This is a genomic window from Actinophytocola glycyrrhizae (assembly GCF_042653545.1).
Classification (GTDB): Bacteria; Actinomycetota; Actinomycetes; order Mycobacteriales; family Pseudonocardiaceae; genus Actinophytocola; species Actinophytocola glycyrrhizae.
Map to the genome: position 1 here is coordinate 90260 of NZ_JBHSIS010000011.1, position 20712 is coordinate 110971.

General features: G+C 70.3%; 16 protein-coding genes, 1 tRNA gene and 1 pseudogene. 10 read left to right on the forward strand and 8 right to left on the reverse strand.

Going from position 1 to position 20712, the window contains the following annotated elements:
* The first annotated feature begins 69 nt into the window (after window positions 1–69).
* On the forward strand, window positions 70–1044 hold the full coding sequence (locus tag ACFPCV_RS25365; RefSeq protein WP_378058835.1) for a tripartite tricarboxylate transporter substrate binding protein: 975 nt from the start codon (window positions 70–72) through the stop codon (window positions 1042–1044).
* 189 nt (window positions 1045–1233) lie between these two features.
* Here the strand turns inward: ACFPCV_RS25365 and ACFPCV_RS25370 are convergent, their stop codons facing one another.
* The 6 genes and pseudogenes from ACFPCV_RS25370 to ACFPCV_RS25395 all read right to left on the reverse strand — a co-directional run bounded on the left by ACFPCV_RS25370 (window position 1234) and on the right by ACFPCV_RS25395 (window position 7512).
* Window positions 1234–2820, reverse strand: coding sequence for an alanine/glycine:cation symporter family protein (locus ACFPCV_RS25370; RefSeq protein WP_378058836.1), 1587 nt, complete (start codon window positions 2818–2820; stop codon window positions 1234–1236).
* Between the two features lie 129 nt (window positions 2821–2949).
* The gene (locus tag ACFPCV_RS25375; protein ID WP_378058837.1) at window positions 2950–3774 is read right to left on the reverse strand and encodes a phytanoyl-CoA dioxygenase family protein; all 825 of its coding nucleotides are present in this window, start codon (window positions 3772–3774) and stop codon (window positions 2950–2952) included.
* A 100-nt stretch (window positions 3775–3874) separates the two neighbouring features.
* Window positions 3875–4105 (reverse strand): annotated as a pseudogene (locus tag ACFPCV_RS25380) (cytochrome P450); the annotation flags it as partial.
* 107 nt (window positions 4106–4212) lie between these two features.
* A complete protein-coding gene (locus tag ACFPCV_RS25385) occupies window positions 4213–5709 on the reverse strand; it encodes a DUF4153 domain-containing protein (RefSeq protein WP_378058838.1) in 1497 nt (498 codons plus the stop codon).
* Window positions 5710–5794: 85 nt separating this feature from the next.
* The gene (locus ACFPCV_RS25390) at window positions 5795–6841 is read right to left on the reverse strand and encodes a HAMP domain-containing sensor histidine kinase (protein WP_378058839.1); all 1047 of its coding nucleotides are present in this window, start codon (window positions 6839–6841) and stop codon (window positions 5795–5797) included.
* The gene (locus tag ACFPCV_RS25395) at window positions 6838–7512 is read right to left on the reverse strand and encodes a response regulator (RefSeq protein ID WP_417281556.1); all 675 of its coding nucleotides are present in this window, start codon (window positions 7510–7512) and stop codon (window positions 6838–6840) included. The genes ACFPCV_RS25390 and ACFPCV_RS25395 overlap by 4 nt, the downstream gene beginning before the upstream one ends.
* Before the next feature lie 172 nt (window positions 7513–7684).
* On the opposite strand from ACFPCV_RS25395, the gene ACFPCV_RS25400 reads away from it, so the two are divergent.
* The 4 genes from ACFPCV_RS25400 (at window position 7685) to ACFPCV_RS25415 (ending at window position 11165) form a co-directional block, all read left to right on the forward strand.
* Window positions 7685–8713 (forward strand): sigma-70 family RNA polymerase sigma factor, encoded by a 1029-nt coding sequence (locus ACFPCV_RS25400; protein ID WP_378058841.1) that lies wholly within the window; start codon window positions 7685–7687, stop codon window positions 8711–8713.
* Window positions 8706–10124 (forward strand): MFS transporter, encoded by a 1419-nt coding sequence (locus ACFPCV_RS25405; protein WP_378058842.1) that lies wholly within the window; start codon window positions 8706–8708, stop codon window positions 10122–10124. The genes ACFPCV_RS25400 and ACFPCV_RS25405 overlap by 8 nt, the downstream gene beginning before the upstream one ends.
* Window positions 10121–10888, forward strand: coding sequence for an isocitrate lyase/PEP mutase family protein (locus tag ACFPCV_RS25410; RefSeq protein ID WP_378058843.1), 768 nt, complete (start codon window positions 10121–10123; stop codon window positions 10886–10888). The genes ACFPCV_RS25405 and ACFPCV_RS25410 overlap by 4 nt, the downstream gene beginning before the upstream one ends.
* Window positions 10889–11084: 196 nt before the next feature.
* Window positions 11085–11165 (forward strand) — tRNA-Tyr (locus ACFPCV_RS25415).
* A 15-nt stretch (window positions 11166–11180) separates the two neighbouring features.
* Here the strand turns inward: ACFPCV_RS25415 and ACFPCV_RS25420 are convergent.
* Entirely contained in the window at window positions 11181–11774 is a 594-nt protein-coding gene (locus ACFPCV_RS25420; protein ID WP_378058844.1) for a GNAT family N-acetyltransferase, read from the reverse strand.
* 149 nt (window positions 11775–11923) lie between these two features.
* On the opposite strand from ACFPCV_RS25420, the gene ACFPCV_RS25425 reads away from it, so the two are divergent.
* The 5 genes from ACFPCV_RS25425 to ACFPCV_RS25445 all read left to right on the forward strand — a co-directional run bounded on the left by ACFPCV_RS25425 (window position 11924) and on the right by ACFPCV_RS25445 (window position 18644).
* Window positions 11924–13147 (forward strand): helix-turn-helix domain-containing protein, encoded by a 1224-nt coding sequence (locus tag ACFPCV_RS25425; RefSeq protein ID WP_378058845.1) that lies wholly within the window; start codon window positions 11924–11926, stop codon window positions 13145–13147.
* Window positions 13148–13363: 216 nt separating this feature from the next.
* Window positions 13364–13609, forward strand: coding sequence for a hypothetical protein (locus tag ACFPCV_RS25430; protein WP_378058846.1), 246 nt, complete (start codon window positions 13364–13366; stop codon window positions 13607–13609).
* A gap of 213 nt (window positions 13610–13822) precedes the next feature.
* Window positions 13823–14344 (forward strand): helix-turn-helix domain-containing protein, encoded by a 522-nt coding sequence (locus ACFPCV_RS25435; protein WP_378058847.1) that lies wholly within the window; start codon window positions 13823–13825, stop codon window positions 14342–14344.
* A 64-nt stretch (window positions 14345–14408) separates the two neighbouring features.
* Complete coding sequence (locus ACFPCV_RS25440) at window positions 14409–16010, forward strand: SLC13 family permease (RefSeq protein WP_378058848.1); 1602 nt, start codon at window positions 14409–14411, stop codon at window positions 16008–16010.
* 333 nt (window positions 16011–16343) lie between these two features.
* Window positions 16344–18644, forward strand: a complete 2301-nt coding sequence (locus ACFPCV_RS25445) for an immune inhibitor A domain-containing protein (RefSeq protein WP_378058849.1) — start codon at window positions 16344–16346, stop codon at window positions 18642–18644.
* A 436-nt stretch (window positions 18645–19080) separates the two neighbouring features.
* Here the strand turns inward: ACFPCV_RS25445 and ACFPCV_RS25450 are convergent, their stop codons facing one another.
* Entirely contained in the window at window positions 19081–20637 is a 1557-nt protein-coding gene (locus tag ACFPCV_RS25450) for a hypothetical protein (protein ID WP_378058850.1), read from the reverse strand.
* Window positions 20638–20712 lie beyond the last annotated feature (75 nt).

Genomic DNA, 20712 nt, shown 5'->3' on the forward strand with positions numbered 1-20712 from the left:
CTCGCTAGGCTGGCCGCTGGTGCTGCCTGATGGGGGAATCGCGTGCGGCTTGGCTGGTTTGTGCTTGCGATGGGTGCGGTCGTCCTCACCGCGGGATGCGTTCAGACGCCGGGCAGGTCGGGGCCGTATCCGGACGGTGACATCGACCTGATCGTGCCCGCCGAGGCCGGCGATGTCACGGACACGGTCGCGCGCGCCGTCGCGCCGTGTCTGGCCGACCGGCTCGGGGTCGATGTGGCCGTGCGGAACCGGCCGGGCGAGAACGGTGTGCTCGGCAACCGCGCCCTCGTCGACGCGGAGCCGGACGGGCACACGCTCATGATCAGCTCGGTGGGTCCCTCGTTGGTGACGCCGTTGCTGCTTCCCGAGAGGGACTACGGCTCCGACGACTTCCGTTTCGTCGGTGTCGTGCGCTCAGCACCCGTGGTCCTGTTCACCGCCGCGGACAGCCCTGTCGACTCCGCCGAGACACTGCTGGCGACGGCGAAGGCCGGTGGCCCGCCGGTCACGGTCGCCAACCGCGGGGACACCACGGTCGAGGGGTTCGCGCTGTGGCACCTCAACTTCATGGCGGAGACCCGTCTCGAGCCCGCGCGGACCGACTCGGACGCGGAGATCCTTCGCGGTGTCGTCGCAGGCGATTTCATGGCCGGCCTGGTCACCCTCACCCCGGAACTCCTCGCCGGCATCGAGTCCGGGCAGCTCAGGCCACTCGCTTCCGGAGGTCACGAGCGGCCGGCGTACTTGCCGGAGGTGCCGACCACCTACGAGGTCCTCGGTCGCCGGTTCCCGGACCCGGCCGCCGACCCGGACCTCGTCATCGACACGGCGTTCAGTGCACCGAAGGACGTCGGCGACGCCGCGACCTCAACCCTGTCGTCCGCGCTCTCGCGATGTCTGAGCACCGACGACGTCCAGCGCGGCATCGGCGCCGAGTTCGTGCCGGCGGACCAGGGTGAGCCGGGGCAGCGGCGCGTGGGTTACCGGAACCTCCAGCATGCCGTCCAGCTCCAACTGGACATGGCCGAGATCGAAGGCAGGTAGCCCCCGCACGCGACCGCGTCCTACGCAGGCCGGCCGCCCACCGCCGGTTCACGGCGCTCGGCTTACCAGCCCGGCCCGGCCGCCGCTGACGCCACAGCACGTCCTGTCCTCGCCGCCGGGAACGGGCCTGGTGCCGTGCACACGTGACACCAAGCCCGTCCGGCCTCGTTCTGTTCGCGGTTCCGTCCGTCAGGAACGGACGTCCTCGTTCTTCTTGACCTCGCCGGAGCTGATCTTGGCCCGGAAGTCCGCCAGCTCCTCCTTCACCACCGGCACCAGCAGGTACAGGCCGATGATGTTGAACAGGGCGAGCAGGAACAGCACGGCGTCGGCGAAGCTGAGCACGCTACCCAGTGTCAGCACCGAGCCGGCGACGATGAACAGGCAGAAGATCAGCTGGTAGACGCGTTCGCTGGTGTGCGACTTGCCGAACAGGTAGGTCCACGCCTTCTGGCCGTAGTAGGCCCAGGTGATCAGGGTGGACAGGGCGAACAGCGCCACCGCGAGGGTCAGCACGTAGGGGAACCACGGCAGCACGGTCTCGAAGGACTTCGAGGTGACCGTCACGCCGTCCGGGACGGTACCGCCCGCGAAGACGCTCGCCTGGGCGTCGGTCCAGAACTGGGTCTTGGCGATGACGATCGTCAGCGCCGTCATGGTGCAGATGACGACGGTGTCGATGAACGGTTCGAGCAGGGCGACGTAGCCCTCGGTGACCGGGTTCCTGGTCTTGACCGCCGAGTGCGCGATCGGCGCGGAGCCAAGGCCCGCCTCGTTGGAGAACGCCGCTCGCTGGAAGCCGACGATCAGTGCGCCGATGGCGCCGCCGACCACGCCCTCCGGCGAGAAGGCGCCGGAGATGATGGCGCCGATCGCCTCGGGCACCTGGCCGATGTTGACGATGATGACGACCAGGCAGGCCAGGATGTAGATGATCCCCATCGACGGGACCAGCCTGCTGGTCACCTTGCCGATGGCCTTGATGCCGCCGATGATCACCGCACCGACGATCAGTGCGAGCACGACACCGAAGATCAGCGCCGCGCCGTCGTTGCCGAGAAAGCCGTCGTCGCCGCCGGTGACGTCCCGCAGCTGGGCGAAGGTCTGGTTCGCCTGAAACATGTTGCCGCCGGAGATGGCGAAGAACAGGATCATCACCGACGCCAGCACCGCGAGGACCCTGCCGAGGGCCTTGCCGCCGTTGCCGAACCGCTCGGCGATACCCTTGCGCAGGTAGTGCATGGGCCCGCCGGAAACGGTGCCGTCCTCATGCGTCTCCCGGTACCGCACACCGAGGGTGCACTCGACGAACTTGGTGCACATGCCGAGCAGCCCGGCGAGGATCATCCAGAACGTGGCACCCGCGCCGCCGATGGTCACGGCGACGCCGACGCCCGCGATGTTGCCGAGACCGACCGTGCCGGACACCGCGGAGCTGAGTGCCTGGAAGTGCGTGATCTCGCCGGGGTCGTCCTTCTTGCTGTACTTGCCGCGGACGATCTCCAGCGCCATCTTGAAGCCGCGGAACTGGATGAATCCGAAGTAGACGCTGAAGATCGTCGCGGCCGCGACCAGCCAGGCGACGATCCACGGGAACTCCATGCCGAACACGGAGATCTCAGCGAACACGAACGCCGACAGCGCCTCGGATATCGGGTCGAAGACGCTGTTGATCCAGTCCTCGATGGAGCCGAGTGTGCCGCCCTCCGCAGCGAGGCCGTAGGTCGGGGAGTCCGGTGGGACCATGGTCAGGGTGTCAGCGCTGTAAGTCGCCATGGCCGGATAGTGCACCGAAATATCCGCGCGATTTCAACCACTTCGCCGATCTCGTCGCCAAAATGGTGTGTCGACCTGCCGATACGTCCTTGGTGGCTCGGCGAAGGAGTCGCCCGGCGTGTCGCGCTTTCACGGCGTGCCCATCACCAGGCCCTCGATGGTGTGCTGCTGTTCGATCGGTTCCAGCTCGTCGACCACGCGGCACGGCAGGTGCCTGTGCAGCCACTCCGGCAGCCGGGCATGACAGGCGCGGGTGACCATCAGGTCGTGGCGTTCGGCGTTGCCCGCGCCGGGGGCGTCGACGCCGAGCACGAGCGTGGGACGCGGCGTGCCGGACCGGTTGGCGGTGCCGCGGTGGATGGTCAGTGCGCTGCGGGCGGAGACGTCGCCCCGGCGGGTGAGCCTGCGGCGGCCGAGCGCCTCGTACCGGGGCCAGTGGCTTTCCGGCGGGAACATGCCGTGCTCGAACTCGGGGCTGTCGTCCCACTGGGTACCCGGCGCGATCTCGAACGGGCCCATCTCGGGGGTCACGTCGACCGTGGTGAGGTTGAACGCGAGCGAGGTGAGCCTGCGGTCGCGAGTGGTCTCCGGCGGTGACGGGAAGTCGCGGTGCCACGGCTGGTTCACCGCGCCGGGCAGCGGCACGTCGAACCCGACCTCGACGATCTGGTAGTCGGGACCGAGCACCGCCGCGCACATCCCGGTGACCCACGGGTGCGTGACCAGGTCGACGAAACCACGCAGCCGCTCGGGGTGGATCTCGACGTAGTACCGGTTGGGGCCGCGCCCGACCGCCGCCCCGGGTAACTCGAGCGACTCCCGGAAGATCGTCATGATGTCCTCACCGAGCCGGTCGGCCCACTCCGCCGAGAACGCGCCCTGCCTGCCCGCGATGCCCTCCGTGTGGAGCTGCTCGACGTCCTGCGCGCTCGGCGCGGCCACGTTGCCCGTCATCGGTCCTCCCCGCGGGATCACGACTGCGTTGTCCGTCTCACGATAGGGCGGGACCGGGCAGCGCGTCCGGCGGACGAGGCCGCCGGCCACGCCACCCTTCCTACCTGGCCGTTTCCGTCCAGGTGACCGGCAGTTCGTGGACGCCGTAGATGTTCATGTCGGTCCGGAGCCGCACCTGGTCGGCGGGGACGGCGAGTTCGAGGGTGGGGAAGCGGCGCAGCAGCCCCCCGGCGCGCATCTCGATGCGGGCCAGCTGCTGGCCGAGGCACTGGTGGATGCCGTGACCGAAGGACAGGTGCCCGCGGGCCCTGCGGTGGAGGTCCAGGGTGTCGGCGAACCTCGAACGGTCCCAGCATCCCGATCTGCACGGGGCCGATACTGCCACGGGCACCTGGCCCCGCGGTCCGTCGCCGCAAGCCGACGGCGGTAGCCGGGGTGTCAGGGCAGTGCACCGTGAGGGCAGGTCGCCGGGGACCGGACCGGCAGGTTCCGCGCCGCGGCGCGGCTGAGGTTCCACGCCGTCCAGCCGTCGTCGCCGGCTCGCGCGGTCACCGCCAGCAGCACGCAGGAGCGCTGTGGTTCCGGCAGGCGTTCGACGGCCGGGACGACGTCGGTGGAGAAGCCGCTCAGGTACCCGGCGTCCAGCGGGGCGCCGTGTTCGGCACGGTCGATGTTGCGGTCGGCGATGAAGCGTTCGGGGTCCAGCGCCACCAGTGCCAGCGCGGCGACCGCGGCGGCGCCCACCGCCGCGCGCGGGAGCCAGGCCGTGCGCAGCCGCACCAGTGCGATCAGCACCAGTGCGAACACCACGCCCAGCCAGAGTTCGCACACCTCGACCAGCAGCCGCAGCACGGTGAAGCCGTACGCCTGCTGGTAGGTCCACATGCGACTCAGCGCCGACGCCACCAGTACCAGGCTCAGCCCGCTCAGTGCGCCGAGCAGCCCGCGCTGCCACACCCGGTCCGCCACGGTGCTGTTGGGGGCCCACCGCAGCGCCGCCCCCACCAGCGCGAGCGTCAGCACCGTGGCCACGCACAGCTGCCAGAACCCGCCTCTGGCGTAGTCGGCCGCGGTGAGGCCGTCCGTGCGCCGCAGGTACTCGCCGCCGCCGAACAGGACCACCAGGCGCACCGTGACGAACATCGCGAACAGCGCCACCAGCACACCCAGCGGCAGCGCCCACTCCACGCGGTGCGCCAGCCGCCGGCGTGCCGGGTCCCCGGCCGCGGGCGCGGGCGGGGACGCGAGCAGGTAGCACGCGCCCACGACGCCGAGACCGGTCGCGCCGAACGCCAGCACCGAGCCGGGCAACGCGTCCGAGTCCAGGTCGGGCACCGTCGATGCCACCAGGTGCGCGAACGTCGCGTCCGCGCCGCTGAGCAGCGGGACGAACACGGCCAGCAACACCAGTGAGGCCAGTACGGACAGCCCGATCCGGCGCCGTGCCCCTCGGTCGCCGCGTTCGGTCCGCTGCCTGACCGCGCGCAGGAGCCACGGCGTGGAACGCAGTGCCGCGATCGGCACGGCGAACACCTCGTAGAGCACCGAGCCCGCCGTGCGCCTGCCCACCACCGCGAGCGAGCCCGTCACGCACGCGGCCAGCACGCACAGCACGAACAGCCACTCCGACGCGCGGACGAACCCGGCGGAGAGCAACGCGAGCGTGGCGGCCGCCCACACCGGGCTCATCCGCGTGAAGTGCGCCTCGGCGGTGCCGGACGCGCGGAGGTGGTAGACCACGGCCGTCGTGGCCGCGACACCGGTCAGCGCCCAGCCGAGTCCCGGCCGGTCCAGCGGCAGCAGCACCGCAGCGCTCAGCCCGGCGGCGCCCGCGGCGGGCAGCACCGACGGCGGCACCGGCACCGTGGCGTGCTTCGGCGGTGTCGACGGCCGCGTCGGCACCGGTGCCGCCGGTTTGTCCTCGGTTTCTGGCATGGGGGTCTCCAGGAAGGTTGGTGTGCAAGGGTTTTCGGGCAGGGTTGCGCCGCCCGGCGGTGCCCGGGTTCGTTGGGGGCGGGGCTCAGGGAGCCGGCAGGACCACGCGGATGCGGCAGCCTTCCGGTTCGCCGGGTGGCAGGTCCTCCGGTGCGACGACGCCGATGGTGCCGCCGTGCAGGTCGACCACCCACCGCGCGATGGCGAGGCCCAGCCCGGTGCCACCACCGCCGGCCCGTTCGCCGCGGGTGAAGCGTTCGAAGACCCGGTCGCGTTCCCCGGCTGGGATGCCGGGGCCCTCGTCGCGGACCTCGATCACGACGCCGTCTTCGCGGGCCGCCGCGCTGACGTGCACCCTGCCGCCCGCGGGGCCGTGGCGGGCCGCGTTGTCGAGCAGGTTGAGCACGACCTGGTGGAGCCTGCCGCGGTCGGCGACCACGCTTGCCGACGGTGGCGCGACGGCCACGGCGAACCGGACACCCCTGCCGACCGCGGCGGCCATCACCTCTGCCTCGGCGACGACCTCGTCGAGCAGCAGCTCCAGGTCGAACTCCTCGCGGTCGAGCGGGAACGCGCCAGCGTCGATCCTGGACAGGTCGAGCAGCTCGGCGACCAGCAGGCCGAGCCGTTCGGTCTGGGCGAGCGCGGTCCGCAGCGTCGCGGGGTCCGGCTTCGCGACCCCGTCGACGAGGTTCTCCAGGACACCGTTCAGCGCGGTGATCGGGGTGCGCAGCTCGTGGGAGACGTTCGCGATCAGCTCGCGGCGCTGCTGGTCGGCGGTGTCGAGGTCGGCGGCCATCTGGTTGAACGCGTGCGCCAGCTCGCCGACCTCGTCGCGGGTCGTGGCGCGGATGCGGCGGGTGTAGTCGCCCGTGGCCATCGCGCGGGCGGCGGCCGTCATCTCCCGCAGCGGTCTGGTCATCCCGTGCGCCAGGATCTGCGAGGTGATCAGGGCCAGCACGATCGCGGTGACCGTGGTGCGCGGCGGCAGCCAGCCGATCTGCCAGTTGAAGAACGCGAACGCGACCCCGCCCGAGCAGACCAGCAGGATGGCGAGCTTCAGCTTGATCGACCGGATCGGGTCCAGTGGCCGGGGCAGCAGGTCGACCAGCCTGCTCGCGAACGCCTTCACGGGCCGGCCTCCAGTGCGTAGCCGACGCCGTGCACCGTGCGGATGAGGTCCGCGCCGAGCTTGCGCCGCAACGCCTTGATGTGGCTGTCCACCGCCCGGGTGCCCGACGCGCTGCCGTGCACGTCCCAGTCCCACACCTCGCTGAGCAGGCGCTCCCGTGGCTGCACCGCCCGGGGCCGCCGCGCGAAGTGCACGAGCAGGTCGAACTCGATGGGTGTGAGCTGCGCCGCGACCCCGCCGCGCGCCACCCGGCGCCGGTCGATGTCGATCTCCAGGTCGCCGAGCACGATCCGGGTCTCCTCGATGTCCGTGCGTGCCCGCTCCACCCGGCGCAGCAGCGCGTGCACCCGCGCGGTCAGCACCCGCATCGAGAACGGCTTGGTCAGGTAGTCGTCCGCGCCGACCCCGAGGCCGACCAGCAGGTCCGTCTCGTCGGCACGCGCGGTGAGCATGAGGACCGGGACCGGGCGGCGTGCCTGGATGCGGCGGCACACCTCGAGCCCGTCGAACCCGGGGAGCATCACGTCGAGCACCACCAGGTCCGGTTCGGTCTCCGCGTCGGCGGCCACCGCGGCGGGCCCGTCGTGCGCGACCGCGACGGTGAACCCCTCGGCACGCAGCCGTGCGGTGATCGACTCGGCGATGGTGACGTCGTCCTCCACGACGAGCACGCGGCGCGCAACGGGTTCCATGCGGCCGACTCTAGGTAACGGTCGTGGAGACCGTCCGGCGCGGATGTGAAGATCCTGTGGAGATAGTGGGAGCGCGTCCGCAGGGCGACCACTTTCCGGTGGCGGCGGTGTCCATACGGTCGAGAGGACCACCCGAGGGAAGGAGCCGGGCATGCGGGAGCAACCGCAAGCCGGGGAGACCGACGATCTGCTGTCGCTGGCGGGAAGTGGGGACGGGGAGGCGTTCCGCGCGCTCGTCGAACCGCACCGGCGGGAGCTGCACGTGCACTGTTACCGCCTGCTCGGCTCCGTGCAGGACGCCGAGGACCTGGTGCAGGAGACGTTGCTGGCGGCGTGGCGGGGGCTCGGCGGCTACGAGCGGCGCGCGTCGGTGCGCACGTGGCTGTACCGGATCGCCACCAACCGCTGCCTCAACGCGTTGCGGGCCGGGGCCCGCCGTCCGCACGAGAACGCGGTTCACCGACCGGAGGTCCCGATGCCGGAGCCCTCGCACCACCGGGCGGAGCCGATCTGGCTGGAGCCCTACCCCGACGTGCTGCTCGAAGGGATCGCGGAACAGGTGCCGGGGCCCGCCGCGCGGTACGAGGTCAGGGAGTCGGTGTCGCTGGCGTTCCTGACCGCGTTGCAGCAACTGCCGCCGCGACAGCGTGCGGTGCTGGTGCTGCGGGACGTGCTGGGGTTCCGCGCCGTGGAGGTGGCGGACATCCTCGGCACGACCGAGAACGCGGTGACCAGTGCGCTGCGCCGGGCCCGTGGCGCGCTCGGGAGAGCGAGCCGGGAGGACGTGCCGCTGCCGGACTCGCCGCGGGAACGCCGGATCGTGGCGGACTTCGCCCGTGCCTTCGAGGCGGGGGACGTCGGCGCGGTCGTGGCCATGCTGACCGGCGACGCGTGGCTGACCATGCCGCCGCTGCCGTTGGAGTACCAGGGTCCGGTGGCGGTGGGGCACTTCCTCGCCACCGTCGTGTGGCGTGGCGGCAGGCGGCACGTGCTGATCCCGACGCGGGCCAACGGCCAGCCCGCGTTCGGCTGCTACCTCAGTGACCCGAGGACACCGATCCTGCACGCCCACGGCGTGCTCGTGCTGACATTGACCGGCGAGCGGATCGCCGCGCTCACCCGGTTCCACGACAACGCGCTGCTCCCGGCGTTCGGGCTGCCGAGGTCGCTGCATGTCTGAGCGCCGCGGCGGGATGACGGGCAGGCAGGCGTGGGTGCTGGGGCTGGCGTCGCTGGCCTCGTTCATGATGGCGCTGGACAGCCTGGTCGTGACGACGGCGCTGAGCACCATCAGGGCGGACCTGACCGCGTCGGTCGAAGCACTCGAATGGGTTGTCAACGCCTACAACCTGACGTTCGCGGTGCTGCTGCTGACCGGGGCGGCGCTGGGGGACCGGTTCGGCCGTCGCCGGGTGTTCGTCGCCGGGCTGGCCTTGTTCACCGTCGCGTCGGTGGCGTGCGCGCGGGCACCGGACATCGGTGTCCTGATCGTCTCCCGCGCGTTGCAGGGCGCCGGTGCCGCGCTGGTCCTGCCGTTGTCGCTCACGCTGATCAGCGCGGTCTTCCCGCCCGCGCGGCGGGGCCGGGCGATGGGGCTGTACCTGGGGCTCACCGGTCTGGCGACGTTCAGCGGCCCGCTGATCGGCGGCGCCATCGCGCAGGGGCTGGCCTGGCAGTGGATCTTCTGGCTGAACGTGCCGGTCGGGGTGCTCGCGATCCTGCTCACCACGCGGCGCGTCGACGAGAGCACCGGCCCGGCGAACCGGCTCGACCTGACCGGTGTCGTGCTCGTCACCGTCGGCGCGTTCGGCGTCGTCTGGGCGCTGGTCCGCGGCAACGCGGCGGGCTGGGGCAGCGCGGAGGTGGTCGGCGCGCTGGCGGCCGGTGCCGCGCTGGTGCTCGCGTTCTGGTGGTGGGAACGGCGCACCGAGTGGCCGATGCTGCCGATGCGGTTCTTCCGGTCGAGGGCGTTCGCCACGGCCAACCCGGCGAACTTCCTCGTGTTCGCGTCGCTGTACGGCACGATGTTCTTCCTCGCCCAGTACTTCCAGGTCGTGCGGGGCCACGGGCCGCTGGGCGCCGGCCTACTGCTGGTGCCGTGGACCGCGACGCTGATGGTGTGTGCGCCGATCGCGGGGCGGCTGGTCGACAGGGTCGGTGAGCGGACGTTCGTCGTCGGCGGGCTCCTGCTCCAGGGACTGGGCATGGCGTGGGTCGCCGTGGTCCTCGACACGGACACCGGGTATCTGGAGATCCTGCCCGCGCTGGTCGTCGGCAGTGCCGGTTGCACGATGGCCATGCCAGCGGCGCAGAAGGCGGTCGTCGGTGCGGTCCGGCAGCAGGAGATCGGTCAGGCGTCCGGGATCTTCATGATGTTGCGTATGTTCGGCGGGGTGTTCGGCACGTCGGTGTCGGTCGCCGTGTTCGGTGCTGCCGGGGGGTACGCATCGGCACAGGCGTTCACGGACGGGTTCTCGGCCGCGATGGCCGCGGTCTCCGTGCTCGCGTTCGCCGGTGCGGTCATCGCACTCGGAATGCCTGCGCCGCAACGAGTCGCCCCGATCCCTGTCCTGAATGGAGGAACTGGATGACCGCAGAGCGCAAGGCACGCGCGGAACTGCTCCGCGACCTGCACGGCGGTGAGCTGCTGGTGCTGCCCAACGTGTGGGACGCGGCCAGCGCGAAGGTCGTCGCCGACGCGGGCTTTCCCGCCGTCGCGACCGCGAGCGCGGCCGTGTCGGCGGTGCTCGGGTACCCCGACGGTGAGGGCGCGCCGTGGCAGGAGATGTTCGCCGCGGCCGGGCGGATCGCCAGGGCGGTGTCCGTTCCGGTGACCGTGGACGCCGAGGCGGGCTACGGCATGCGGCCGGGGGAACTGGTCGACCGGTTGCTGGCGACCGGGGCCGTCGGCTGCAACCTGGAGGACACCGACCACCGGGCAGGCGGGCTGGCCGAAGCCGGTGCGCACGCCCAGTGGCTGGCCGAGGTCCGCTCGGCCGCGACCGCTGCCGGGGTGCCGATCGTGATCAACGCCCGCGTCGACGCCTTCCTGCCGGAGAGCGGGATACCGGAACCGGTGCGGCTCGCGGAGACGGTGCGGCGGGGCAGGCGCTACCTGGAGGCGGGCGCCGACTGCGTCTACCCGATCGGCGTGCGCGACAGGCACGACATGGCGGCACTGGTCGCCGAACTGCCGGGACCGGTCAACGGCAACACCGGTGAGAACCTCGACCTGGCCACGCTGCGGGAGATCGGCGTCGCACGCGTGTCCTACGGCCCCCGCTTCCACCGCACGGCCATGGCCGGGTTCGGCACCGCTGTCCAGGGGTTGCTCGCCGAGCTACGAGAAGCGTGAGCGCCGGTGCCCCGGTAATTCGCTGGCGTGGCGGGTGGGAATGCGTGAGGATCCGGTGTGACGCACGGAGATCTGGAGGAGACGTCATGGCAGGCAGGGCACTCGCCTATCCGCGAAGGCTTCCTACCATGACGTGATTTCCGTGTCGTACCAAGGAAGCCGCCTGTCGGGGGAACCTTCCGGGCGGCTTTCCTTTGGTGGAGACGGGGCTGCGGAGCCCCACCCGGCTGTAAACCGGGCGTCTTGCACACAGAGGGTTCGACTCCCTCCTCCACCACTGCCGAGCCCGTCGCTACGGGCGGTCTCCGGCCACCCGGCCGAGTTTGGTTCCAGGTGGCTCCGCCAGGTGTTTCACCATCACGTCGAAGACCGGCGACCCTGGTAGCGGGTTGCGCTTCTGCGCCACCTTCTGCCAGCCCCACTTGCGGTAGGCGGCCTGAGCCGCTTCGGCTGCGGGCAGCACAGTCAGTGTCGCGCGTTCTTCGACGCGGTCGCTCAGCAGCCGGTTGTGTATCCCCTCGGCAATGTGCCGCCGACGCCACGGCGTGCGCACCAGCAGTTCGACCACCGCGAAAGTCCGGTTCGAGTACTCCTGGGTCATGTCCTTGCTCACCGGCGTGAGGAGGTTCTGCCACCACGGCGTGTCCGGCAGCAGCGTCACGCCGAACCCGATGCCAGCGAGCTGCCCGTGATCGCGGGCTTCGACGAGCCGGAAGCCGTCTTGCCTGCGCTGGCCCTCGAAGCGTTCAACGAACAGTTCGGCATGCTCCCGGCCCCATTGGTAGGGCGGTTCGGCATAGACCTCGGTGTACAGCTCGACCAGCTCGTTCAGATGGTGCGCTGCCTGGTCGCTGTCCACGGACGCGAGATCAATGTTCGTGGGCACACTCACAATGGTGCCACGGTCCCGACGCGCCTTCCATGTCGCGAGGGCTGAGCGTGGCGAGCGGCGGTAGCCTGGTTGCCGTACCTCTCGCCGAGGTAGGCCCGGTCGACAAGCCGGGCCGCGAGAGGTCCAACGGCGAGAGGTGTGTCATGTCGACGCCTGACCCTGCCTTGCCCATCGGCAGGCGCATCGAGTGGTACCGCAAGCAGCGCGGAATGTCACGCCCGGTCCTGGCCGGGCAGGTCGGCAAGACGGCCGGGTGGCTCAAGGGCGTCGAGGGCGGGCGCCTGCAGGTGCCACGTCTGCCGATGCTGCTGCGGCTCGCGCAGGTGCTGGAGCTGGCCGATCTCGCCGACCTCGCGGGTGACGGTCACGCCGTGCCCGTCAGCGTGTTCGCGGGAGAGCGCCACAGCGCACTGACCGCGGTGCAGTCCGCGATCACCTCGTACCAGGTCACGCCCACCGGCCGCCCGCCGAACCTCGACCACCTCGCGCTGCGGCTCGATCAGGCATGGCAGGTGCGGCACGCCAGCCCAGACCACCGCACGCAGCTCGGCTTGCTTCTACCCGGCTTGATCACCGCCGCACAGCGCGCCGCCCGCATGGTCGGCACCGACGACCGGCGGGCCGCTCGGCGGATCCTCGCTGGCGTCTACCAGCTAACTGACTTCTACGTCGCCTACCAGCCCGCTACCGAGCTGGTGTGGATGGTCGCGGACCGGGCGCTCACCGAGGCGCGGGAGGCCGACGATCCATACGTGATCGCGGGTGGTGCGTGGGCCATGGTCCAGGCACTGCGCGACGCGGCCCGGTGGGATGAAGCCATTGAGCTCGCGTCGGACGCCGTTCACCAGCTGTCCCCTCACCTCGACCGGGCGCCCACGGACTGGCGTGGCATCACGGGCGCGCTGTGGGCAGAGATCGCCTACGTGCACGCGCGCCGAGGCCGCCATGGTGAGGCGTGGGCTCACCTTGAGCGCGCGGACACCATCGCGCGGTCGCTCGGCCCGCGGTACCGCCACGTCCAGTCCTCGTTCTCGACGGCGGTGATGGCGGCTCACGCGACCACGCTCGGCGTCGAGTTGCGGCGAGCGGGGGAGGCTGTGCGGGCCGCGAACAGTGTCGACCCGGATGCGATCGTTTCGGTGCCGCGTCGTAGCCGCCACCTCATCGAGGTCGCGCGGGCTCACCACCAGCTCGACGACCAGCACGCGGTGTGGGCTCTTCTCGACAAGGCAGAGCGGACGGCACCCGAGACGATCCGCTACAACGGGTTCGCCCGCGAGATGTTGCTCGATCTGCGCACCCGTCCCCCGGCTGGATTCCGTGCCGAGGTGGCTGACCTCTGCATGCGGGTGGGTATCGCGGCGTAGCTCGATCGAGTGAGGGCACGATTTGTGCCCCTCGCCTTACTGGCGGGCCCATAGCGTTCACCTCTAGTCAACACGGGAGGTGACCATGTCGGTGCGGAGCGAGCCGGGGATCGGGTCTGGACATGAGCAGCAACCTGGGAACCCGAACACCGGGTCGCAGGTACTGATCAAGACGATGCGCGGCCGCACGTGGGTCCAGTCCCCGGGCCGTTCGGCATGACCACCAGCCGGCCCGGGGCAGCCGTGTGGCTCGACATCCCCGAGGACTGCCGGATGTCCGGCGAGTTCACCGGCGATCACGACCTGCACATCGTGTTCGGCGACGTCAAGGACGGCGTCGAGATGCTGTTCGAGCGTCCGGCCCTGGAGCGGTTCGTCAAGCTCGCCACCGAACTGCTGACGCTGCCGATCCCCGTCGACCCGGGCGAAGACCTGCCGAGGCTGCGTGTCCCGGCTGTCTAGCAACAGACGATGAAACGGAGCAACCGTGGGCAAGCATCGGCGGTGTGAGACGGAACTTGTGCCGACGGTGCGTCAGTACGAGCTACTGGTGGTGGCGTTGCGGGCGCACCGGCCAGGTGCGCGCTCAGGACTGTGCATGGAGTGTGGTGTCGGCTGGCCCTGCCTGGAAGTCCTGCTGCCGATCGAGCACTGCCGCATCTCGGGTGATCTGCGGTGAGCGCGGGCTTCCAGTCCTCGGGCGTGGACGATCCGAGCCACCGGAAGCGGTGGGACAGGGCCACCAGCCGAGCGGTCGGTGAGGAACTGCGGCGGTTCCGCGAGTCGAACGGGTGGTCGCGGAGGCACTTGGTGGCGCTGCTGCCGTCCGGCATCGGCGACCGGACCCTGTTGTCCTATGAACACGGCACCCGGCATCTCACGATGCTGAGGTTCATCGAGGTGTGCCGGGCACTCGGAGTCGCGGCACCGGTGCTGCTCCACCAGGCGCTGCAACGGGCACGGATCGACCTGGACACGCTGCCGCTCAGAGTCGACCTGACCACGTTGGCCAAGGACCGAAGCGGCGGCTACCCGCTGCTCATCCAGTGGGCACACAACACTCTGATCGAGAACCCGGAAGGCGTCGTGGAGGTGGAGCCCACGGTGGTGCGAACCCTCGCACTGTGCGTCGGCTGCGAGCACCGGCAGCTCGTCGACCACCTTGCGCGGTTCCTGCCGGACGAAGCGAACCCGTGAACGCTTGCGTCGCGCGGTTGAATGAAGGGGTCTCGTGGATCAATGCCGATCCGTTGGAGGGCCCGTGCCGGAGGACCAGACCAGATCCCGGACCGACGTCGACAAGGCGCTGCTGGGACATGCCACCTACCGCAGCCTCGGCGAGCAGCGGCTCACGCCGGCCGAGGAAAGATTCGAGAAGGCCAGGCGCACCACGGGTTTGTGGCTCGCGCCGTTGGTCACCGTCGTTTTCCTCGCGTTGCCACTCGATCTTCCAGGTGACCAGCAGACGCTCGGCGGTGTGCTGCTCGGCGTCATCGTCCTGTGGGTCACCGAGGCGGTGCCGATCCCCGTCGCCGGGCTGATCGGCACCTCGGCCGTGGTGGTGCTCGACGTCGCCCCGGTCGACGACGTGCTCGCGCCGTTCGGGTCGTCGACCATCTTCACGTTCATCGGCGCGTTCATCCTCGCGCAGGCCATGCTCAAACACGGCCTCGCGCGGCGGTTCGCGTTCCGCATCCTCGCCCTGCCCAGGGTGGGCACCTCGACCACCGGCGTGATCATCGCGTTCGGGGGCATCACGTGTGTGCTGTCGGCGTTCGTGTCGAACACCGCGACCGTCGCGATGCTGCTGCCGACCGCGATCGGCATCCTGTCCGTGATCGCGAAGCTGTTGCAGGAGCGGGGAATCGTCGCGGAGGACTTCGACCCGCTGCGATTGCGGGTCGGTGCGGCGATCATGCTGATGCTGGCGTACGGCGCGAGTGTCGGCGGTCTGCTGACCCCGGTCGGCAGCCCACCGAACCTGATCGGGCGCGCGCAGATCGAGGAGGCCACCGGCGAACGGATCTCGTTCGCGCAGTGGATGGGCACGGCGCTGCCGATCTGCCTCGTGATGTTCCTCCTGCTCGCGGTGGTGCTGCTCCTGCTCAACCGTCCGGAGATCCGGCGCATCGAGGGGGTCGCGGACTACGTCGCGAAGGAACGCGCGGCGATGGGCCCGTTGTCCCGCGCGGAGAAGAACACGCTGGTCGCGTTCGGGACCACGGTCGTACTGTGGATCACGCCGGGGGTGGTGGCGCTGATCGCGGGCAACGACTCCGCCGCCTACGCCGCGATCAGCGACCGGCTCGACGAGGGTGTCGTCGCGGTGCTCGGCGCGAGCCTGCTGTTCCTGCTGCCGACCGACTGGGCCAAGCGCGAGTACACGCTGCGCTGGCGCGACGCCGCCCAGATCGACTGGGGCACGATCGTCCTGTTCGGCACCGGCATCATCTTCGGCGCGCTGCTGCGCACCACCGGGCTGGCCGAGACGCTCGGCACGTCCGCTTCGGACGCGCTCGGCCTCAGCAGCACGGTCACCATCACGATCTTCGCCGTGCTGCTCGCGGTGATCGTGTCGGAGACGACGAGCAACACGGCGTCCGCGTCGGTCGTGGTGCCGATCGTCATCTCCGTCGCCGTGGGGGCGGGCGTCGACCCGATCGTGCCCGCGATGGCGGCGACGTTCGCGGCGTCGTTCGGGTTCATGCTGCCGGTCTCCACCCCGCAGAACGCGGTCGTGTACGGCTCGGGCGCCGTGCCGATCACGACCATGATCCGCTCCGGCGTCTCGTTCGACGTGCTCGGAGCGGCGCTGATCCTGCTCGCGATGCCGGTGATGGTCGGTGTCATGGGCATCGGCTGAGCGCAGGCCGGGGAGGGGCGGCCGCGCCAACGGAGCGCGGCCGCCCGGCTCGTCGTGTGACACCAGCGGCGCGTCGTACGCCTGTATGGGTGGGCGAAAGTCGGCTGAAGAAATCGGCCGCCTGTTGTGTCGGAATTGTTCCACATGGCTCGTCCGACCTGTCGCCCTGCCTTTTTTCTGCGACATAGCCGCAGGTCGGCGCTCCGGAATTATTCCCAGCGGAAACGCCTAATGGGAATGTCACGGTGTCGTCAACAATCTTCTCCTGGTTCTTTTCGTGTGTAAGACTCCCCGGCCGTTGGCCGATTTTCGCTGCACCAGAAGGACGAGCCCGTGAAGAAGTTCGCCGCCGGGGCGCTCTCGAGCGCCGCGGTCGCCGCCGTACTGGCAGCCCTGCTGCCGGGCGCGGTCGACGCAAGCCCGACACGAGACAGCGCGCCGCCGTCGAAGCCCCCGGCGCACCGGGAGGACAACCGGCCGGGGCCGCTGACCAAACAGCGCACCGAGCTGCGCAAGCAGGCCATCGAGAAGGTCGCGAAGGGCCAGGCCGAGCCGAACGCCGACGGCGTGGTCGAGCTGGAGCCCGGCAAGTTCGTCGAGACCACGACGGTCCGCCAGGACAAGATCTTCACGATCCTCGCCGAGTTCGGCGAGCAGAGCTCCGGCCGGTACGGCACCGTCCCCGGGCCGCTGCACAACGAGATCCCCGAGCCCGACCGGAGTGTCGACAACTCGACCGAGTGGGCGCCGGACTTCGACAAGGCGTTCTACGAGGAGCACTTCAACGGCGACGGCGAGTCGATGCGCACGTACTACGAGGCGCTGTCGAACGGCCGCTACTCGGTGACCAACACCGTCACCGACTGGGTGAAGGTGCCCTACAACGCGTCCTGGTACGGCGACAACGCCCGCGAGGACAGCGGCGGTTCGTGGGACTTCATCTCCGACGCGGGCAACGCGTGGTGGGACTCGCAGATCGCGGCCGGGAAGACCCCGGAGGAGATCGACGCCTACCTCGCGCAGTTCGACGTGTGGGACCGCAACGACTGGGACCACGACGGCGACTTCGACGAGGCCGACGGCTACCTCGACCACTTCCAGGCGGTGCACGCCGGTGAGGGCGAGGACGCGGGCGGCGGCGCGCAGGGCGAGGACGCCATCTGGTCGCACCGCTGGTACGTCAACGGCGACGACTACGGCCTGACCGGCCCGCAGGTCGGCGACACCCAGAACAAGGCGGGCGGCGCCCGGATCGGCGCGTCGAAGTACTGGCTCGGCGACTACACCACCGAGCCAGAGAACGGCGGCCTCGGCGTGTTCTGCCACGAGTTCGGCCACGACCTGGGCCTGCCGGACTACTACGACACCGCGGGCGGCGAGAACTCGACCGCGTTCTGGACGCTGATGAGCTCCGGCTCGTGGCTGGGCCACGGCGCCGCGGCCAACCACGGCATCGGCACCCACCCCGGCCTGATGGGCGCGGAGGAGAAGCTGTTCCTCGGCTGGCTCGACCACAGCACCGTGGACCTCGGCTCCTCCGGCGACTTCACGCTCAACCCGGCGCAGTTCCAGGTGGACGGCAAGGACCAGGCGGTCCGGGTCAACCTGCCGGACAGGACCGCGAGCACCAGCTACACCACGCCATCCTCGGGCGCCAACGCCTGGTGGACCGGCTCCGCCGACGACCTGAACCAGTCGCTCACCAGGGATGTGCCCGCCGCCTCGCGGATCACGGTCACGGCCAACGCCTGGTACTCGATCGAGGCCGACTACGACTTCCTCGTCGGCGAGTACTCGCTCGACGGCGGCGCCAACTGGGCCCGCGCGGGCGCACTGGTCGACGGTGACTCGGCGGGCAAGTGGACGTCGCTGCGGTTCTCCTACGACCCGGGCGGCCAGGCATCGCAGTTCCGGTTCCGGTTCCAGAGCGACGGCGGCGTGCACCTGCCCGGCGCTTTCCTCGACGACATCACCGTCAAAAGCGGCGGCACCACGCTGTTCGCCGACGACGTCGAGAACGGCACCAACGGCTGGACCGCGCAGGGCCGGTGGAAGATCTCGACGGGCACCGAGACCGGCACGTTCGAGCGCTACTACCTGGTGGAGAACCGGGAGTACGTCGGCTCGGACGCGCTGCTCGCCGAGGGCCCGTACCAGTTCAGCAAGGGCATGACCGCGCCGAACTGGGTGGAGTTCTTCAGGTTCCAGAACGGCATGCTGGTCTGGTACGTGGACCGCTCCCATGGCGACAACAACGTCAGCGAACACCCCGGGGCGGGCTCGGCGATGGTCGTCGACGCGCGGCCGGAGCCGTTCTCGTGGTCGGACGGGACACGGCCGAGCAACCGCCGCCAGCCGTTCGACGCCACGTTCGGCCTGGAGGCCACCGACGAGACGTGCCTCCACAAGGAGGTGCTGACCGGCAAGGGCAAGCAGCAGACGGTCACCACGCTCGCCGCGTGCGCGCCGTCGGCGCCGGGCATCCCGGTGTTCGACGACACCGACCCGAACGCCTACTACAGCACCGCGAACCCGCAGGGCAGCGTGAAGGTCGCCGGCCACGGCACACGGGTCACGGTGACCGGTGACGCGGGCGACGACCTGACCATCTCGGTGGTCAACCCGGCGGGCTGAGCCCCGCCCAGCCAGGACCGTCCGGTGGCCCGGACCCGCTCGCGGGGTCCGGGCCACCGGACGCGAACGTCCCCGTCGTCGGCTACGAGCCGGTCGCCCATGCCCGGACCGTGCCACTGCCGAACCCGGCGGGGCCGCCGAAGCCCGTCACGGGTGCGGCGCTGTCGAACCTCACCAGGCTCGGCTGCGCGTACCTGCGGGAGCGAGATCACCATCTCCGCGTGGGAGCTGTGCCCGCGAGTCACCCTGAAGGACGATCCGGCCGCCTGCGCCAACCTCGACGGCCACCCTTCTGTGCCGCTGCACCTGACCCCGGCGACGTACTACTTCACGACGGGCTTCCCGAAATGAACGCGAGGGTGTCGGACTCACTCCCGATCCAGGGCGGGCTACGAGCGCACGCAGTGCCTGCACATGTTCCCCACCTGACTCGCGGTCACCACGGCAGGTCGGCGCGGAGGCGGTCGAGCCAGCGGTCGACGGTGTCCTCGTAACGGCCTGGGTCGTAGGTGCGCTGGGCGTCGTCGACCACCGGCGTGAGGGCGTCGCGGACCTCGTCGGCCCACTCGGGCAGCGCGAAGACCTGCATGTAGTAGTCAGCACGCATTTGGATCATCGCGACGTGTTCGTAGCCCTCGGTGGCATGTCTGACGTCGAGGTGGTACGCGGAGGCTGGCACGGCGGGGACGATGCTGCGGACGATGAAGACGGTCGGCCGGGCGTCGGTGACACGCTCGGTGGGGTCCGCGCGGTGAGCGATGGGTTCGTCGTTGAGGCCGATGTAGTCGATGGTGTGCCACCGGCTGTAGTACGGCGTGGCACCGGCATCGTGGAGGGCGACGGTACGGAGGTCCGCCGGGACGTCGGCCTCGGCGAGTCCCTTGCCGATGGGGACGTGGGCTCGGGCGAGGTCGGGGCCGTAGTTGGCGATCACGCCGAGGTCCGGCGCCTGTACCCCGGTGACGGCGACCCACCCGACCGCCACCGCGCCGATGCCCGAGGCGAACCACCAGCGGCGGAATGGGCCGACGGCAAGTCCTGCGGCGAGGCAGAGGACAGGGAAGGCGTGGTAGGCGAACCGGTAGAGGTAGTCCATCGTCGGGCCCGAGACCACATACGTGAGGTAGGTGGCGCCGACGGTCGTGCACAGGATCGCGCCGGTCCACCGGGTCTCGCGGCGGATCAGCAGCGCGATGGTGCACAGGAGGAGGGGGAGCAGTACGGGGACGGTGTTCTCGACCCAGATCCGGCCCGCGTCGACGTTGCCGAACTTGACGTAGAAGGTGTTCGGGAACAAGTGCCCGTAGTAGGACCATCGCCAGGCGAAGTACCCGACGCCGATCACGGCGGCGCCTGCGGTCCACGCCCAGGTGGTGCGGTCGCGGCGGTTGACCCACAGCCACGCGGCGAAAGCCGGTAGGGCGGCCAGGACGCCTTCGGGTCGGAGCATGCCCGCGAGCACGAGCAGCAGTGGCGGTTCCCACACCCGTACCGGCTGGTTGTTGATCGCTTTCAGACCGACGACCACCGCACGCAGGAGCAGGGCGGCGAACGCGACGGTTTCCAGGCCACTGGTGAGGTGGAAGTAGGTCGGCACGAACACCACGTACGCGCCGCCCGCGACGAGCGCGGACACCAAGCCGTAGCGCTGGTGGCAGTAGCGGACCAGGAGGACCAGGGCGACGGCCCCCGCGGCGAAGGACGTCAGCTTCGCCACCATGGGCAGATCGAACCCGAACAGCGCGAACGGGGTGTGCCAGAGCATCCACAGGAAGTTGGTGAATCCCTCGACCGGGTCCTCGTCGATATTCCACACCGGGCCGTGCCCGGCGGCGAAGTTGTCCGAGTACCGGAACGTGATGTAGGCGTCGTCGATGGTGAAGAACCAGGCCGCGCGCGTGCCGAGCACGAACAGCAAACCCAGCCCGATCGCGGCGAACACCCACATCGGCGCCCTGCGCCGCCGGGTGGGGGATTCCTCCGACGAGGTCACCGGAACAGTGGAAGTGACAGACACGCGCAAGTCCCCAGTTGTAGGCCGTAATCCCCGAGCCGGAGTGAAAATATC